We start from the raw sequence: 19,074 nt of genomic DNA on the forward strand, positions 1-19,074 counted from the left end.
AAACGCTATTAAAAGCAAAAATAGTATTATAAATGGTGAAGATTTTGGAAGATTTTTGCTTTAATTGTGATTAACATTGTTTTTGCTAATTTCTTGTAAATCAATTCATATAAAATTACTCTTAATTTAAATAGTGGTTTTGTTGTTCAGTGAATTTTAAAAGACTCTAAATTTTATGAAACGTACCCTGTTAATTGCACTTGTTTTTACGGCAACACTTTTAGGGCTTTTTTTTATTCCTTTAACAGGCGAAATTGAAAATACGTTTGTATTTTTTCTAGGGCGTTTTCATCCTATCATCCTTCATCTTCCAATAGGTGCTTTAGTTGTGTTATTTCTTATGGAAATGATGAATAGCCTGCGTCCTAACTTAAATTTGGACGAAGCTTGTAATATTCTACTTTGGTTCTCGGTCTTCAGTATCATTCCAACCATTATTTTAGGTTTTCTTTTGGCGTCATCAGGAAATTATGATGATGATTTATTAAGTTTTCATAAATGGTTAGGCTGGTTTACGGCTCTAATTTGTGTTTGGTTACTTGTTTTGCGACAAAAAAAATCTTCCAAAAACATAAATAATGTATCACGTTCTTATAAGGTGTTTTTATTTGTTAATGTAGTTTTACTATCGCTAGCAGGTCATTATGGAGGCGCTTTAACACATGGTTCGAGTTATTTAACCAAATACATGCCTTCTAGTTTGAAGACGGTATTAGGGGTTAGTGATGCCAATTCGGAGTATTTAGCAATTAACAAAGAAAACGATTCGACATCTCAGGAGGCTTTGCATTTTAAAAATAAGGTGCAACCTATTATGGAGGCTTATTGCTATGAATGCCATGGACCAGATAAACAAAAAGGAGATGTTCGTTTAGATGCTTTAAATTGGGACATGATAAATGGACCAGATGCGGAAGGGTGGCATTCTGCTTTGGATATGATTAATTCAGGCGATATGCCTCCAGAAAAAGCGCCGCAATTAAAGGATGATGAGCGTCGTGCTGTGGTAGATTGGATGACTGAAAATCTTGAAAAAGCAGCCGAAGTGAAGCAAAAGAGTAATAAAGGTGTGATGCGAAGATTAACAAAATCGCAGTATACCAATTCGCTTAATGATTTACTTGGTGTTTATGTGAATTTTGGAGATGTGCTTCCTGATGATGGAAAATCGAAAATGGGCTATAGCAACAACGGAAGTATCCTTCAAACCTCTGCATTACATATTGATTATTATCAAAAAATAGCGCGAGAGGCCTTAGATAAAGCCATTGTTTTTGGAGATAAACCAGAATCAAAACGCTATAAAGTGACTCTAGGAAAAAAAATAGGGGATGGTAAAACAGGCGCAGAATATGGAGGCTACCAAACGGCAGCTATAAGTAATAAAGATTTATTGGTAGAGATTTTAAATGACCAAGGGAAACCAATTAAAGCTGCAACAAATCAAGAAAATGATACTTTAACAGCTTTAAAGAACAAGATTGGAATTGGCATGCGCGGTTCTGCCAGTAACCGTTATAGTGTGGTTAAAGAGGGCATGTTGCTAAATTCAGCATTACCAGCAAAAGAAGTGACGCCTAAGTCATGGCAAGGGCCTTCGCCAAATTTAAAGTTATTGGTTAAAGAAGATTTCCCTAGAACAGGCGATTTTGTATTTAGGGTAGAGGCTTCAAAAGGGTATAATTCGGTATCTGTGGAGCGTCTTATCGATTTAAGAAAAAAAGAACCAGCACGAAAGTCTTCGAAAGCCATTCATATTGCAGCAAAGGATATTAAAAATCCTAAAAATTTCATCTTAAAGAATAACCGTTGGTTATTGCCTAATAACGTTGCAAACAACGTTCGAACCTCTTTCAATTATTCTGTTCCTAAGGCTGGAATATATCAAGTAGACTTGGTGCATCCTTATGTGTCTGAAGATGCGATGCCTTCATACCAATTAGGTCTTTTAGGAGGCAATAAAGAAGGTGTTGTTGGCGAACGTTTGTACATGGATAAGAACTTAAAGGGTTCAGATCAAATTATCACCCCAGTTACATTGGTTTATTTATCAGAAGGAGAACATAAAGGTTTTATTGGCGGAAAGTTTTTTGTAGGTTTTAGTCATATTGTATTAACGCCATTACCTGAAAATGATCCATTACCAAAAATTCTTGAAAAAGAAGCAGACAGAAATAATTTAAAATATGCATCAGTTAACCCATCAATTCAAGTTTTTGCTGGTTCAAGGACAGATGATGGTATGGATTATAAAACCTTTGGTGAATCGGTAGAAGTAATAACGCCTGCAGGGAAATATCAAAGCTTTGAATTTAAAGGTAGGTTGGAAAATTTACCAATACCACTTGGAAGTGCGCAAGTAAGTGGCGATCTAGCAAACATTCTAACCGTAGGACTTTGGAATAACCATCTTGTTAAAGACGGAAGTTTTAATGGGCCGCCATTACTTATAAAATCGGTAGAGTTAGAGGCGCCTTATCATCCTGTATGGCCACCAAAAAGTCACACAAGTATCTTTTTTGATTCGCCTAATAAAGCAAAAGTTGAGATTTATACAGAAGAAGTGCTTACCCGTTTTATGGAACGTGCTTTTAGACGCAGCCTTAACCCCGGAGAACTAAATCGTTATATGGATTTCTGGAGAAGTATTAAAGATGACTTTGACCGTTATGAAGATGGTGTTAAAGAAGTGTTAGTTGCAGTGCTTTGTTCACCTAATTTCATCTACTTGTTTGAACCGGAAATTCCAAAAACAGATAAATCAAAAAAGTCAGATGATGAATTTTATTTAGCGTCACAACTGTCTTATTTTCTGTGGAATTCACCTCCAGATAAAAAACTCATGGCATTAGCAGCCGAAGGAGATTTATACGATGAGTTGCCAGAACAAATCGAACGTATGGTAAAAGATCCTAAAATATCTCGAATGATTCATTCTTTTTCTTATGAATGGTTGCGTTTAGATAGGCATAAAAGCATGGATACTGATGTTAAGGAGTATGAAGATTATACGCGTTTTGTGAAAGAAGATATGTTTAAGGAAACCTACACATTCATTCATCATATATTAAAAAATAACTTGAGTATCATGAATTTTATCGATTCAGATTTTGCGATGTTAAATCAGAATCTTGCCGAATTTTATGGTATTGACCGAGTAAAAGGCAATGCATTTCGCCCTGTAGCATTATCTAAAGATGAACACAGAGGCGGCTTACTTTCACAAGGCGCTTTTTTAAACGGTCATTCAGATGGTATTCAGGCGCATCCTATTAAGCGTGCTGTATGGTTGAAAGAAAAAATATTAGGAGATACACCGCCGCCACCGCCGCCAAATGTGCCTCAATTAGACCCTGATACACCAGGCTTTGAAAATCTTACATTGAAAGAACAGTTGTTTTTGCATAGAAACAATCCCTCGTGTTTAGATTGTCATCTTAAAATAGATCCTTATGGAGTTGTATTTGAAAATTATGATGCTGTTGGAAGATATCAGCTAACCGCGAAAGGGAAACCAATAGATTCAAAATCAAAATTACCCGATGGAACAGAGGTTGAAGGTGTTCAAGGAATTAAAGAGTATATTTTAAGACTTAAAAAACAAGATTTTACAAGAGCCCTAGTCGAAAATATTTTTGCGTATGCTTTAGGTCGAGACGTTGGGTTTGCAGATAATAAAGAAATAGATAGGATTGTTGAAGCGGTTGTTGATAACGATTTCCGTTTTCAAACGGTCATAGAACAGGTTGTTTTAAGTCCGTCATTTTATGAAAAAGAACAAAGTTGGTTTAATAAAATATTTGGATTATGAGTAAGAAACCTTGGCATTTAGATCGTCGTACTTTTTTGAAAGGATTGGGAGTAGCATGCATGTTGCCCTATTTTGAAGGCATGGCAATGAATAGTTTTTCAAAGTTTATAGAACCCTTAGCACCTAAGCGTTTATGTTTTCTATATTTTCCAAATGGTGTTGGCTTGCCACCACAAGAAAGTTCATATCATAAAGATTGGAATTGGTTTCCAAGCGGTGAAGGGGCCAATTATAAATTAACAAAGTCACTAGCACCTTTAGCTTCTTATAGAGACGATATATCTATAATGGGCGGTTTAAGTCATCCATATAGTCGTAACGTTTTGGGGCACATGGCAGGCGATTCATGGTTAACAGGAGGCGATTTACGTGGTGAATATAAAAATAGTGTTTCAGTAGATCAAGTCGCTGCTGAAAAATTGAGTAAATACACCCGTTTCCCATCCTTGATATTATCAACGGATGGTGGTGTAGGGTATAAATCAAGAACATCAACATTATCCTTTAATTCATCAGGAAGACCACTTCCTTCAGAACACCGTCAGCGTGAAATTTTTGAACGTTATTTTTCACCAGCAGGAGGCGCATCAACTCATGAAAGAAGAAAAAGCATAAACCAAGGCAAAAAAATTGTGGATTTGGTATTAGAAGATAGCAAAAGTCTTGAAAAACGTCTAGGTTCTAATGATAAAGCTAAATTAGATGAATACCTAACCTCATTGAATCAAGTTGAGCAGCAAGTAAAACGTAATGAACAATGGTTGGACGTGCCCATGAAAGAATTTGATGCCAGTTTAATTAACCTAGATGTAGATCCAACATCGGCACCAGATGATTATGTACGCTCTATGTTAGATTTGATGGTTCTTGGCTTTCAAACCGATTCTACGCGAGTAATGAGTTACATGATGGCACGTGAAGATGGTATGGGCTTTGGTGATAATTTTCCAAAAATGGCATTGGGTTTAAAAGGGCATCATAGTATTTCGCACGATAAAACGACTGGCCATTGGGGCGATTGGGGGCGTTTAGACCAGTGGTATGCTAAGCATTTTGCCTATTTTATCAATAAAATGAAAAACACAAAAGATGAACATGGATCATTATTAGATAACACTTTGATTCTTTACGGAAGTGCCTGTAGTTCCACACATAATGCTCGTAATTGTCCGCTTATTTTAGCTGGCGGTTCTAATCTTGGCGTAAATCACGGTACGTATACTAAGTTCAATGAAAAAGAAGTGCGATTGTCTAACCTATTTGTGAGCATGCTAAATAAGGTAGATGTTCACACAGAAAGTTTTTCAGACAGTACAGGTAGACTGCCTTCTATTCTTTAAATACAATCAATTTCACCAACCAACTAAAATTAAATACATGATCAAGAAAGAGCGCATTCCTGTTGTAAGCAAGGAGTTATTATTCCCTTTTATTATTATCACTTCTTTATTTGCTTTATGGGGTATTGCTAATGATTTAACCAACCCAATGGTGTCTGCTTTCAAAAAAGTGATGCCAGAATTATCGAATATTCAAGCGTCTTTAGTGCAATTTGCATTTTATTTTGGGTATTTTTTTATGGCATTTCCGGCAGCTTTATTTATCAGACGTTTTAGTTATAAATCGGGTATTCTATTAGGGTTAACCTTGTATGCTATTGGCGCTTTTATGTTTTATCCGGCCGCTATGTATGAAGAATATAACTATTTTTTAATTTCACTGTGGGTTATAACATGTGGTTTGGCATTTTTAGAAACTACTGCAAACCCTTTAATTTTAGCATTGGGAGATAAAAGAACAGCTACCCAACGTTTAAATTTAGCACAAGCGTTTAATCCCGTGGGGTCACTTACCGGAATGATTATAGCTCAAGTATTTGTATTGCAAGCACTGCGATCTGATGATTACACTGCTGAAGCTTATAACGCATTGGCATCAACAGAATTGGCTGCCATTCGCGAAAACGATTTAAGTGTCATCAGTATTCCGTATTTAAGTTTAGGTGTTTTGGTTTTAATTATTATGGTCATTATTGCATTTACAAAAATCCCTAAAACAGCTGTAGAAGATAAAATGAGTCTTTCCGATTCATTAAAGAAATTAACCGCTAATAAAACATATCTAAACGGTGTTTTGGCTCAGGCAGCTTGTGTTGGTTCGCAAATTATGTGTTGGACCTACATTTTCCATTATGTAGATAATTTAAATGAAAGTACAGGTAGTAATATTACAGCAACCCATTACAATGTGGCTGCTATGGTTTTGTTTTTATCTGGCCGATGGATTGGAACCGCTTTAATGAAAAAAGTAAATCCACCAAAAGTGTTAATGCTATTTGGTTTGGGTGGCGCTTTGGCGAGTATTGGAGCCATCGTATTACCTGGTATGGCTGGGTTAATATCGCTGGTTGCTATTTCTGTTTTTATGTCTATTATGTTTCCTACCATTTATGGTATTGCTTTAAAAGATATGGGAGACGAAGCTAAAATTGGTTCTGCAGGATTGGTTATGGCTATTGTTGGTGGCGCACTTATGCCAATTGTTCAAGCTGCTATTTTAGATTTAGGTGGCGATGGTTTGGCCGATATTAATTTTTTAGGGTATATCCCAGAAGTTAATTTATCGTTTATTTTACCAGCGTTATCTTTAGCGTTTGTGGGCTATTATGGTTATAGTAGCATAAAAACGATGGTAAGTAATTCGTAATATGAACTTGAGAATAAAACAAAATCATTATTTTTTTCATTGGCTGCTATTTGTAGTGTTTGCTTTTTTAGGATTGTTTTCCTGTAAAGAAAATCAAGGCAGTGTGGTTCAAGTGCCAGATAGCGAGAACCAATGGCCTATGTCAGGAGGTCCCGATGGTAGTTATAAAATAAAAACAACTTTAAAGGTTCCTGTAAAATGGTCTGTTCGTGATAACGAAAATATTAAATGGAAAAAAACACTTCCAGCAGGAGGCCAAAGCGGAATAGCAGTTTGGGATGATAAGTTGTTTTTCACCATTAATCCGCCCTTAGATACGCCGGCTTTTTCAGTGTTGCAATCTCAGTTTGATAAAGCTCAAACAGAATACAATACTATTTATACAGCTGAACTGAATATCTTAAAGAATACGGGAGACGCTGATTTTAAAAAAGTATTCCGCTTAAAAAAGGACGCTTTAAATAATTGGGAAGCCTTTCTAGCCTTAAATGAAAACTATCAAAATCTTCCGACTGAAAAAAAGCAAAATACGTTTAACCGTTTGCTTACTAGGAGTGAGGAAGGCCGCATGTATTCCGAAGCCAATAAAAATTTGATGGATTATGTGAATTCAAAATCGGATGCGGTATTAAAGCGTTACGAGCAATTTAAACTTGCAGAAAAAGCATTGGAAACCAGACCTACCGGGACTGATGTGGTTTTGTATTGCATGGATGCCAATAACGGAGAAACATTGTGGACACAAACTGTAAAAGGGCTGCTTCCGAGTGACTATAATTATGCGTTTAGCGATTCTACAACACCTTGTCCCATGACCGATGGCGACTTTGTTTGGGCGATTAATGCTAGCGGAGGTATGGCGTGTTTTTCAATGGAAGGTGATTTGGTTTGGGAACGTACCTGGATGCCAACTGTGGGCAGACCTTTTAATAAACAATTTGATTCAGTTCTTTTTCAAGATGTAATTCTAAATGTAGAACCTCCATTTGAAAATGATTCAACACGCGTAAAAGATTGGAATTATTTACACGCTTTTAATAAATATACAGGAAAGCATCTTTGGACGACTAAAGAGGCAATAACCCATTATAACACACCTGTTATTGGAGAAACTGCCGATGGGAAACCAGCGATTCTTATAGCGCGTGGTGGTCCGCATGGTGTTCCTGAGCGTCCTGTTGGCTTAAGTTTAATAAGCTTGGACGAAAAAAATGCGGGTAATGCTTTATGGAATTGGGAACCTGAAGCGCCTAATAAGCTTTCTGGTTATGGCGCTCTAAACACGCAACATTGGGATAAAGAAAAAGTGTCGTGGATTTATAAATGTGAGGAAAATTTAACCGTCAATTCTGTAACAGGAAAATTGATTGGTCAAAAAGCATTACATACTGTTGACCAATATATTTATAACGAAGACACTAAAAAATATACGTTAAAAGAAAATGTAGTACTTCAAAATTCTGAAAACGAATTCCATTGTAATATGGCTGTAAACGATTATACGTATTACATGGTGATGCATAAACCATTTATAGCTCGCCATCATATAGTAACAGGAAAAAACGAACATTTAGAATTACCTTTTGAAAAAGATAGCGATGGTGGTTTTATTTGGAAAATTCCGCAAACGAATGATGGGTTGAATGCCAAAGGGCAATTGCACAGTAATGATGCACGTGTTATGGGAGATGGTTTTCAGCGTTCGTTTTTAGGTTCGCCGGTAATGGTTAATAATTATATATTCTTTACAAATGCCGTGGGTATGGTGTATGTTATTGATACGAATACGGAACATTTTGATGAAACTGCTTTGGTTTCAGTGAACGATTTAGGTGAAAAAAGAAAAACATGGACCGTGAACACCTTAAGTTTTGCCAACGGACATATATATCACCGAACTTTGAAGGAGATCATTTGTATTGGAGAATGACTCATTTGAAATTAAAAAAGTAACCCATGAATAAATTAATCAGTCAATTCAAATTACCTCTATTTTTAGGTATTTTTATACTAATAACGAGTCCTTTTTATGCACAAGAGATAGTGTTTTCTGAATCTCCAGAAGATTATCAATTGTATGCACGTGATTCATCGGGTAAAGCATCCGTACTATTTAATGGAACGGTAAAAGGAAAACCAGGTTTTAAAGTGTTTACGTTAAAAGTGTATCAAGATGGAACATTGTATGACACCCAAAAAGACACTTTAAAAGGAAATAAAATTTCAGTTTCAACTAAAATTCATTCAGGTTTACACGAGTTTAAGTTTGAATTTTATATCAAAAAAAATAATGTAGATAGTCTTTATTTTACTGCAGATCATGTTGTTTGTGGCGATGCATATATTATTACGGGTCAATCTAATTCTCATGCTAGCAGTAATTTGTCAACGTACAGTAATCCGTATTGTAGAAGCTTTGGAGTTAAAACAGGATATGAAAGTTATAAGGAGGAAGATGAAAAAGTACGTTGGGGTTTAGCAACAGGCAATTTACAAGGCTTAAATGGTGTTGGTGGCTGGTTCTCTAAAAACCCTTTAGGAGTTGGTGTTTGGGGTATGGAGTTGATGAGATTTATTGTAGAAAAGCACCAAGTACCTGTATGTATTATAAATGGTGGGAGTGGTTCGTCTTCTATAGAACAGAATATGCTGTACCCAGAACAATCGTCGTTGGAAACAAGTTTTGGAAGGTTAGCGTATCGTGTGAATGAGGCCGGTTTAAAAGATAAAATTAAGGCTATTTTTTGGCATCAAGGGGAATCCAACTCTGTTAAGAGGGAAAGTTATGAAGCTTACGCGTCAAATTTTGAGATACTTTTAAACGATTGGAAAAGAGTTTATACAGGTTTAGAAGAAGTTTATTTGTTTCAATTACATCAAGGTTGTGGACGTTCAAAAGAATCTTATGGTTCAGAAATTCGTGAGGTTCAAAATCAAATAGCAAACAAATATGAGATGGTCCATATCATGTCCACCATGGGAGTTCCAGGTCATGATGGTTGCCATTTTTCGTATGAAGGCTATTTAGAGTTTGCAAAACGTATTTTCCCGCTGGTTTCCCGAGATTTCTATGGTGAAAAATCAGATAAAGCTATAACACCTCCAAAGTTATTAAATACATATTATGAAAGTCCGAAACAAATTCGTTTAACATTCGATCAGCCTATTTTTACAGAATTAGAAAAGGATGTAAAAGGGATAAAGCGTTTTTTAAAGGATCAGTTTTTCTTTAGTAATACGTTGAATGAAGATCATGTTTTAGTTAAAGTTGAACGTTTAGAGCATCATGAAAACGCTGTTATTCTATTTCTAGAAGCCACTTCAAAGTTTAAGTACGTGTCCTATTTACCAAGTAAATATTACGAGCAAACAACGGATGTTTATAATGGGCCGTGGTTATTTGGAAGCGAAAATAATATTGGAGCTTTAAGCTTTCACCAACAGCCAATCTCGAGTTCTAAAGATTTAGTGTCTAATAAACAATCGACTTGGAATGGATATAAAATGATTGATTCTACTTTAAATGGTGCTAATTTCAAAGTCGTATTTCCAAAGAAACAAAATAAAAACAAGGATTGGATTTGGAGAGCGCGCTTTTGGGGGCATGAACCACAAACCGATTTAGCCCTTTTAGAACAAGGGTTTCATTTGGCATATATAGATGTAGCAGGATTGTTTGGAAGTGAACAAGCCATTGCTGTTTGGGATGGTTTCTATGAATATGTTACCAAAACTTATAGGTTAAATCCAAAAGTGGTTTTGGAAGGAATGAGTAGAGGTGGACTTATTATTTTTAATTGGGGAAACCGAAATGCTGAAAAAGTAGCTTGTATTTATGCCGATGCACCTGTTTGTGATTTTAAAAGTTGGCCAGCCGGAAAGGGAAGTGGAGAAGGTTCCGCCAAAGCATGGGCTGGGTGCTTAAATACATACGGGTTTTCAGAAGAAGTGGCGCTTCAATTTAACGGGAACCCCGTCAATCATATGGAGCGTATTGCTAGTTTTAAAGTGCCTATTTTATCTGTTGTTGGCGATGTGGATGTTGTGGTACCTGTTTCAGAAAACACGGCGTTATTACAAAAAAGATTAATTTCATTGGGATGGGATTTATCTATAATTCATAAACCAGAAGTAGGGCACCATCCTCATTCATTAAAAGATCCAAAACTAATTGTTGATTTTATTTTAAAACATACAGGGAATTAGTTGGGTGTTAATGGTATTCGGTAAGTTATAAGGTTTCCTCTAATCGTAATTAGTAAGTTTTATAAATAGGTCGTTTTAGTAGTCATTTCAGAAATAGCAACAAAGCGCATTATATAATATGAATCTTATAAAATTATAGGACAGTATTTACATTAATAGTAGCTGTAAGCGTCTTTTATGAAATTTAAAATATAAGTGTTAAACTTCTATATAAGAGAAGGTTATTCATAAGACTAATGGTTATCTTGCGGCGAAATTTTATTTGAAATTTTTCAGATAAATTAAAAGAGGGATTTAAAATGAATGCAATTTTCACAGATGCTAGTTTTCAGAATATAAATAATGTAGCAAATCGTTATAGAATAAGTGTTAATGCGGTTATAGATTTAACGCAAGCACTTATGAGAAGTAATGGAACTATGGCGCAATTTAACATACCAGAATTAGGCGGTGGTGGCCAATGGATGCAAGGAGGCATGACTATGGTTGGAGATATGTTTAACAACCAATTAAAATATACTGTAGATGGTCTTTGTATTGAATTGTCAAATTTGATAAACCAAGGCGGGATACAATATGTGCCGTTACCAAAAATACAAAATCAAAATCAGGGTGGTTTTCAGTCTGGTTCAAACGGAAATTGGTGGGGAGATTTAGGCTTTCCTAATTCTACTGGAAGTCAAAATAATACGAGCTATGCTATTTTTTCGAATATTGGACGCCTAGCGATTCAACAAAACGGAAAAGTAACGATATTTGATACATTAGATCATCAAATAGGAGGAATAGGGCAACAGCAAAGTGGTACTTATTCTGTAACATTTACCAGCCAATACGGTACAGTAAATTTAAATTTTTTACCTATTGTTTTTGGAGGTGACGATAGCCCAAAACCTCAAGAAGTAAATAATACTAACGTAATAGATAATCAACCAACACCTTTAGCTCCAGACCCCATTCAAGTAATCAACAATACTACAAGTGATTTGGAAGAGGATATTTTTGGTAAAATTGAAAGATTAGCAGGTTTAAAAGATAAAGGAATTCTTTCTGTTGAAGAGTTTGAAAATAAGAAAACTGATTTATTAAGTAGATTGTAAAAATATTTTTTTTTACATAATGTAAAGCTCAACTTCCTAATTAGTTTTTTAGTAAGTTGGGCTTTGTTTTGTTTACAGCGGTTTCTGGGGTTGTTTTTATAAGAAAATAAAATTTTTACGACTAAAGTTTCATCTAACTAATTTTTATTCATGGCAGTTCAGGATATTATTAACTATTCGTACCAAGATATTTTCACATTAAGTGTTGTTCAATTTGAAAAAGCATGTGTTTTTAGTAAACCAGAACAAGTTAATGAGTATAGTATTTACTGGATAAAAAAAGGAAAAGGTGTCTATAATATAGATTTTGAAAACTATGAATTTCAAGATAATATTTTATTCTTTTTGTCGCCAGGTCAAGTGTTTTCTGTGGCTTCAGAAGAAATTGAAGAAGCGTATCGCTTAACTTTTGTTCGTGATTTTTATTGTATTCAAACACACGATAGAGAAGTGGCTTGTAACGGTATTCTTTTTAATAATATTTATGAAACCCCTTTTGTGAAACCGTGTGAGAGTGATACTCAAAAACTAAAGTTCATTTTAGAAAGCTTAATTGAAGAATTTAAAACGAGTGAAGCGGCACAGTATGATATGCTTCAAGCCTACTTAAAACAATTTATTATTCATGCAGTAAGAGTTAAAAAAGAACATCATGTTATTAAACAAGATGCTGAGACCAAACTCTTTAAAGATTTTAGTGTATTAGTAGAACAAAATTATAAAACGCTTCATACTGTAACGGACTACGCAGGCAGACTTGGCATATCACCTAAATCCTTAACCAAGCATTTTAATAAAATGGGTACACAAACACCCAGCGATTTTATTAAAAACCGAATTATCCTGGAAGCCAAGCGTCAACTTATTTATACAAACCAGGCTGTAAAACATATTGCCTACGATTTAGGTTTTAACGATTCGGCATACTTTAGTAGGTTTTTCACCAAAGCCACAACAAAATCACCATTACAATTTAAAAAAGAATACTAGAGCTTTCTTTAAGTATTAATTATTTGGACTAGACCATAAAGGTCTGGTTTTACATGGCACCTTTATTTCTGTATACGGAATCAAATAAAGAACGTTTCTGCCACTGCTATGTAATTACGATATCTTCAAATATACTAGCGGCGTAACTCATTCAGCCATAAAAATCCCCCAATAAATACTCTTAAAAGCCTTATGAAATAGGCAAGTCCAAGCATAAGGAACCTTTGTCCATTTTTCAAGGCTTGTTCTCGTCGCATCTTTGCAGTGTAATTAATTAGTAACATTAAAACACAAACAATATGAGAGCAACAAATAATAAGGAATGTCCAAACTGTTGGGGATATCAAGAATATGACGAACAGAAACCAGAGCAACAAGTTTGCGAATGTAAATAATAGAATAATTAAATATATAAAGTAATTACTAATAACATTCCTGTTTATGCAGGAGATAAAAACAAAAATTATGAGCACAAGAATTGAAACATTAAACCCAGAAACAACAACAGGTAAATCGAAAGAGCTATTTAATGCCGTACAAAAGAAATTAGGATTTATTCCAAATTTAATCAAGGTGTTTGGTAATTCTCCAGCAACATTTCAAACTTATTTAAGTTTAGGAGAATTGACTGCTAGCGGAAACTTTAGTAACAAGTTTAGAGAACAATTAGCCTTGGCTATTGCAGAAGAAAACTCATGTAACTATTGTTTATCTGCCCATACAGCTATTGGTAAAATGAATGGTTTAACTGAAGAGCAAGCAGAATTAAGTCGTCAAGGTATTGCCGCTGATGCAAAGGCACAAGCAGGCCTGCAATTTGCACAAGCTGTAGCAAAAAACAGAGGACAAGTGTCTACAGAAGCTATTAAAGCAGTTAAAGAGGCTGGTTATAACGATGGTGATATTTTAGAAATAGTTTTAAATGTAGTGTCTAATACGCTTACAAACTATGTAAACCATATTGCGGAAACTGAGGTGGATTTTCCAAGTGTTGAAGCAGGGAAATTTTTAGTAACAGCAAATTAATTATAGAAACATTAACTTAAAAATGAAAAACATGAAAAATTTATTAGCAGGATTATTTTTAGTACTAATTACATGGACTACTCAAGCGCAAAATGTAGTGACTAAAAACGTAAAAACAATTTCTTTAGAACAAACAGCTGGCGAGTTTACACAAAAACAACTAACGCTGCAGGAAGGGACTTATGTATTTGAAGTTTCAAATAATAATGCAGCGCCAGAAGTTGGCTTAGTGTTAATAGAAGCAGGGAAAGATGGTTCAGATTCTAAAAATCATATAGCAGATGCTTATGTGTCCCAAATGGTAAAACATGGAAAGACCGAATCGTCTAAAGAAGTAACACTTATAAAAGGAACGTATAAGTATTTCTGTCCTTTTAATAAAACACCAGAATACACTTTAGAAGTTAAGTAGGGAATGGTTAAAGATGATTATTAAAAAAGCGAGCTGTGAGGCTCGCTTTTTTTTTGCGTATAATGGTTTTATATGTGTTGATTATGTGTAATGGATTGCATATCATTTACTTAGTGTTTTTTTAATTCTTATTTAAGAATTTTAGATACTTTCTGTTTTTTTTTAAACCTTAAAAAGCTTGTGAAGCCACGCTGTGTGGCAATTATTACGATTTAAATCTTACTATTTCATTTATATAATTGTAATTTCTTACTCACCACTCATCGTTAAAAAAACACGTTTAGACTGTATTGAAAAACACATCTAATTTTATTAGGCCCTTTAACGAGTTTTTAGTTGTTTTCACGAGAATATTTGTTTGATGTAGGATTCGCCTTTATTTTTGGCTTGACTATTTTAAATACTTAATTACCCAAATTCAAATACTTCTCTTGACAAATTTAGATGTTTTAAGATAACATCTTTTTTATAACTAAAGTATTTATGCCTAAAACATATCCATTAAATAATAAATCATGATTAAGAATTACATTTATTTATTGCCCGAATAATTAGCTAATCTCTTTATAGCTATATCTCGTTTATACATTTATTCAAAATTTAAAATAACTAGGGCATATGAAAATTGCTACTTTGCGTTCCATTTTTAAAAGGTTTTTTCCTGCTATAAGTTTTTCTGTACTTATGGTCTTTTCGATATTGGTTTTTGGTTTAAATCCATTACCCAAATCCCACAGTAATATAAGCGTAGAATTATATTCCGTAGAGGACTTTCTAGTTCCTGAAGGCTCTATAATTATTGATATGGGAGTTGTTCCTCAAACCATTAAAAACGGGTTAAAGCCTTATGGACTTGTCCATTCATTATTAAAGTATCATGGTACGCCTGTATTGTGGTCAATTAACCCTAATAAAGTGAAAGACGGTATTGATTTTACCGTAGACGGGAAAGGTTTTAAGGGAGGTCCCTTTATTGTTTCGAAAGATTATTTGACGAACGATGTTATGGCAGTCATAAATTTATGGGTTGCAAAAGGAGTTGTTACCTATAAAACGCAGTCTGCAGTGTCTGTTCCTCTTCATCGGGAATTAAATTTTGGCATGCGCTGGGTAATAAATAATAAAAACAGTGGTATTGCTGAAAAATACTTGGAAAATGCAGAAATTCCAAAAAATGATTATAGATCATGTTATGCTAGTGAATTAACTTCTTGTGATGATATTTTCGTTATTCCGCATGCGGATCCAGATTGGGAAGATTTTGGAAATCCTCTGTTAAATTGGAATAATTCAATCGCTAGTGGCGGAAATTCTGGATGGATATGGGCTGGTTGTCAAACGGGTTCAAACCTAGAAAGAGATGTAGATCCAAAAAATTCTAATAAGAGAACAAATTTTTTAGCGCAAAACCCGAATTCTTATCCAGGGAATGTTGATGGATATGGTTTAATTAATCATGGTGATCATAAAGATGCTTCAGGCATAACACCTTATTTAAATGATTTTCATACAGATCCTTTTATGCAGTTTATGGGTAGAACGGATGGCGCTCACGACGGCGGTTCAGAGCAAATATATATGCCATATCCAACGGGAAACTGGAGGAGCACGACAAAAATTGCTGCTTGGGATCCTAATCAGGAAGATGTACTTAAGAATAAGTCACCAGGAAAAGCTGCATTAATTGCATTTGGTCGCGCTTTTGGTGATTCAAAACGTGGTATGGTACTTTATGAAGGAGGTCATGAATTGAAAAATGGTTCTGAAGCTGAAAATGTAGCCGCACAAAGAGTATTCTTTAATTTTTCTTTGGAAGCACTTGCTGAAAAGGCACCAGAAATTGTGGATAATACTAATATGGTTTCAGTCCTTTCAGGAGGGGAATCAGTTCAGTTTAATATACAGGGTATTACAGCAGGGAGCAGTACGGCAACTTATGAGTGGTCTTCAACATGTTCTTCAGGAAGCTTTAGTAGTAAATCTGTAAGAAACCCTATTTATACAGCTGGATATGTGTCCATGGCTCAAGAATGTGTTTTACGTTTAAAAGTTACAGATTCTTGTGGAAGAGTTTCTTTTAAATCTTGGGTTGTTAAAATTAAGCCTTCAACTCCTGAACCGGTAGTTAGGTCTTGTGATTGCTCACCTCTTTATAAGGATTCTAATTTCTCAAATCCTAAATTAGTTTCAGGTGGTGCATTATGTGTTGATGCTGTTTATCGTTTTTCAAATGTTTTTCCTAATAATTCACACGGTACAACTATTGATGCGCTTGTAAGAATAGAACAGTTTAATGGAGGCGCTTCTTTATTAGAAATAGATGTAACATCTACAGGAATTCCTGAAGCATTTCAACCAAGAATAAATAGTACAAACAGTAGCGATCAAAGTGTTGAATTTAGTATAACATTTGTAAGCGGAGGCGGTAATTATGATGATGAGGTTGAACTTTCATACTTTGCATCCCCTTTTGATATTGATGGAGACGGTAATAAAACAAGAGAATATGCCGATATAAGTTTGCCAGATGCCTATTTCGTATCGAATAATACGTTAATAGATATAACCCAAACAGCAACTGTTGTTCGTGGGGAAGCGAGGAATACAAGTACAGCTCCAGGGGGAGATGTATCGGAAGATCCAAAATATACGTTTAGTAGTTACTTCGAAAAGAAATCATCTCTAAGATATAAAATAGGAAAGAAAGATGGAGATAGTGATCGATACTATTCTCTTAGCATGTCTTGCGCTAATTATCAAAATCCAAATTCAGTTTTAATAACGCAACCTGTTATTTGTGGAACCGTGTATGATGTTGAAGGAAACCCTTTAAATAATGTTAATGTTAATATAACCGGATCTGATGGAAGTGTTAAGAATGTAGTTACCGATAGTTCAGGAAAATATAAAACGGTGGTAGAAATACCTGAAGCATTTGTTGATGTTGTATATGAGATACGTGAGTCTGATTTAAACGGTTATATATCTGTTTCTGATGCTGACGGTGCTAATGATAATTTAATTACACGTACCATCAATTTAATGTCTAGCTGTGGTAATGATTTTATTGATGGTGTTCAGCCTGAAATATCAATAGACGGTAAAACGGATATTCTATGCCATGGAACTGCTACAGGGGTGATTAATGTTTCTGGAACAGGAGGAGTTGAGCCATATCAATTTAGTGCAAATGGAGGAACGCTACAATCAAGTCCAATGTTTGAAGGTTTACCAGCCGGATTATATACTGTTGAATTAATAGATTCACTTGGGAACAAAGCGACAGCAAATGTGACTTTATCCGAACCTACAAATCCAATAAATGTTGTAATTACAAAAGAAAATGCAATTAGTTCACAAGGATGTCAAAATGGAGAAGCCACAGCCTCTGTTGGAGGAGGAACAGCACCATACACCTATTTATGGAGTGAAAGTGCAGGGAATCAAACAACAGAAACGGCTATAAATTTACCATCAGGATCACACACTGTGCTCATAACAGATGCTAATAATTGTGCTTTAGAGCAAGGAGTAGTTATCAATTGTTCAAATACCTGTGATGCCAAAATAAAAGTTGATAAAGTAATAAATATTCTTTGTGCAGGAGGCACAACAGGAAAAACAACAGTAAGCGCAAGTTCTACCGCCAATGCAGGAGCTACATTTACTTTTACTTGGAATACCTTACCTGCACAAGTAGATGCAGGAGTTACTTCTAGTACTCTTAATGGACTATCAGCTGGAATTTATACGGTAAGTGTTACTATTGATGGCACGGTGTGCCAACCAGTAGAACAAAGTGTGACTATAGTAGAACCAGCAAGTGTTTTAAATGTTTCTGCGACATCAAGTGATGAGAGTGGCCCCGAAACAGGTGATGGAACGGCAAGCGTTTCCGCTACGGGAGGTACCGCGCCTTATAGTTATTCATGGAATCCAGGAGGAGAAACTTTAGATACTATTACAGGTCTTAGTTCTGGAGATTATACAGTTACAGTAACAGATGCCAATGGATGTACTGCCATGGCTACTGTAACCGTAAATCCAGGTAATTGTAAAAATATTTCAGCCATGGCTACGGCAACTTCAGCAACATGTAATGGCCAAAGTAATGGAACAGTAACAGCAAGTGTTACAGGAGGTTCGGGGTCATTCACTTATTCTTGGAGTCCAGGAGGAGCTACCTCGAAATCCATTACTGGATTACCAGCAGGCAGCTATACAGTTACTGTTACAGATTCAGTAACGCAGTGTACAGTGAATGCAACCGCAAATGTTAATGAGCCAAGTGTATTAAGTTCTGGCATTGCGATTTCGAATATCATGTGTTTTGGTGATTCAAATGGATCTCTAGATTTAACGGTTTCTGGTGGTACATCTCCATATCAGTTTTTATGGAATAATGGAGCTACCACAGAAGATTTGAATAATTTGCCTGCGGGTAGTTATTCTGTAGACATTACTGATGCGAACGGTTGTACAACTTCTAAAACGGCAACTGTTAATCAGCCTAGTTCGGGGTTAATTGTTTCAATTCTTTCACAGGATAATACTATTTGTAATGCGAGTTCAGGGTCTTTAAGAGTTGAGGCTTCTGGAGGAACAATACCTTATTCTTTTAGTTTAAATGGAGTATCTCAAGCGGCAGGTGAATTTACAAATTTGGAAGCGGGAGATTACATACTTAATGTTATTGACGCTAATGGGTGTGAAATAACACAGGATATTTCAATTCTAGTGAATTGTACCGATGCAGAGAATGACATCAACACAACATATGTTGATACCCCGGTATCGGGTAATGTTTTAACCAATGATACAGA

At 35.2% G+C, this 19,074-nt stretch carries 9 protein-coding genes and 1 pseudogene; all 10 read left to right on the top strand.

Translation table 11 applies throughout. From position 1 onward, the window contains the following. Window positions 1-175 precede the first annotated feature (175 nt). Window positions 176-3,811 (top strand): DUF1592 domain-containing protein, encoded by a 3,636-nt coding sequence (locus Q5N74_RS14210; protein ID WP_304389565.1) that lies wholly within the window; start codon window positions 176-178, stop codon window positions 3,809-3,811. Beyond that, entirely contained in the window at window positions 3,808-5,151 is a 1,344-nt protein-coding gene (locus tag Q5N74_RS14215; protein ID WP_304389567.1) for a DUF1552 domain-containing protein, read from the top strand. Before Q5N74_RS14210 ends, Q5N74_RS14215 begins: the two co-directional genes overlap by 4 nt. Before the next feature lie 37 nt (window positions 5,152-5,188). Continuing rightward, a complete protein-coding gene (gene fucP / locus Q5N74_RS14220) occupies window positions 5,189-6,517 on the top strand; it encodes an L-fucose:H+ symporter permease (protein ID WP_304389568.1) in 1,329 nt (442 codons plus the stop codon). A 1-nt stretch (window position 6,518) separates the two neighbouring features. Continuing rightward, window positions 6,519-8,447: a PQQ-binding-like beta-propeller repeat protein gene (locus tag Q5N74_RS14225; RefSeq protein ID WP_304389569.1), complete on the top strand. Its 1,929-nt coding sequence runs from the start codon at window positions 6,519-6,521 to the stop codon at window positions 8,445-8,447. Window positions 8,448-8,473: 26 nt separating this feature from the next. Then, entirely contained in the window at window positions 8,474-10,723 is a 2,250-nt protein-coding gene (locus Q5N74_RS14230) for a sialate O-acetylesterase (RefSeq protein WP_304389570.1), read from the top strand. A gap of 299 nt (window positions 10,724-11,022) precedes the next feature. Then, complete coding sequence (locus Q5N74_RS14235; protein ID WP_304389571.1) at window positions 11,023-11,823, top strand: SHOCT domain-containing protein; 801 nt, start codon at window positions 11,023-11,025, stop codon at window positions 11,821-11,823. Window positions 11,824-11,973: 150 nt separating this feature from the next. After that, a complete protein-coding gene (locus tag Q5N74_RS14240; protein WP_304389572.1) occupies window positions 11,974-12,813 on the top strand; it encodes a helix-turn-helix domain-containing protein in 840 nt (279 codons plus the stop codon). Between the two features lie 465 nt (window positions 12,814-13,278). Beyond that, on the top strand, window positions 13,279-13,839 hold the full coding sequence (locus tag Q5N74_RS14245) for a carboxymuconolactone decarboxylase family protein (RefSeq protein WP_304389575.1): 561 nt from the start codon (window positions 13,279-13,281) through the stop codon (window positions 13,837-13,839). Window positions 13,840-13,870: 31 nt separating this feature from the next. Beyond that, window positions 13,871-14,251, top strand: a complete 381-nt coding sequence (locus Q5N74_RS14250) for a cupredoxin domain-containing protein (RefSeq protein WP_304389576.1) — start codon at window positions 13,871-13,873, stop codon at window positions 14,249-14,251. Window positions 14,252-14,869: 618 nt separating this feature from the next. Further along, a pseudogene (locus tag Q5N74_RS14255) lies at window positions 14,870-19,074 on the top strand (SprB repeat-containing protein); the annotation flags it as partial.

Origin of the sequence: Mariniflexile sp. AS56, assembly GCF_030552475.1 — a bacterium.
Classification (GTDB): Bacteria; Bacteroidota; Bacteroidia; order Flavobacteriales; family Flavobacteriaceae; genus Mariniflexile.

Excerpts from the sequence above, each read along its gene's own strand:
- Q5N74_RS14215 (WP_304389567.1), top strand. The coding sequence starts at position 3,808 with ATGAGTAAGAAACCTTGGCATTTAGATCGTCGTACTTTTTTGAAAGGA.
- fucP (WP_304389568.1), top strand. The coding sequence starts at position 5,189 with ATGATCAAGAAAGAGCGCATTCCTGTTGTAAGCAAGGAGTTATTATTC.
- Q5N74_RS14250 (WP_304389576.1), top strand. The coding sequence starts at position 13,871 with ATGAAAAATTTATTAGCAGGATTATTTTTAGTACTAATTACATGGACT.
- Q5N74_RS14210 (WP_304389565.1), top strand. The coding sequence starts at position 176 with ATGAAACGTACCCTGTTAATTGCACTTGTTTTTACGGCAACACTTTTA.
- Q5N74_RS14235 (WP_304389571.1), top strand. The coding sequence starts at position 11,023 with ATGAATGCAATTTTCACAGATGCTAGTTTTCAGAATATAAATAATGTA.
- Q5N74_RS14230 (WP_304389570.1), top strand. The coding sequence starts at position 8,474 with ATGAATAAATTAATCAGTCAATTCAAATTACCTCTATTTTTAGGTATT.
- Q5N74_RS14225 (WP_304389569.1), top strand. The coding sequence starts at position 6,519 with ATGAACTTGAGAATAAAACAAAATCATTATTTTTTTCATTGGCTGCTA.
- Q5N74_RS14245 (WP_304389575.1), top strand. The coding sequence starts at position 13,279 with ATGAGCACAAGAATTGAAACATTAAACCCAGAAACAACAACAGGTAAA.
- Q5N74_RS14240 (WP_304389572.1), top strand. The coding sequence starts at position 11,974 with ATGGCAGTTCAGGATATTATTAACTATTCGTACCAAGATATTTTCACA.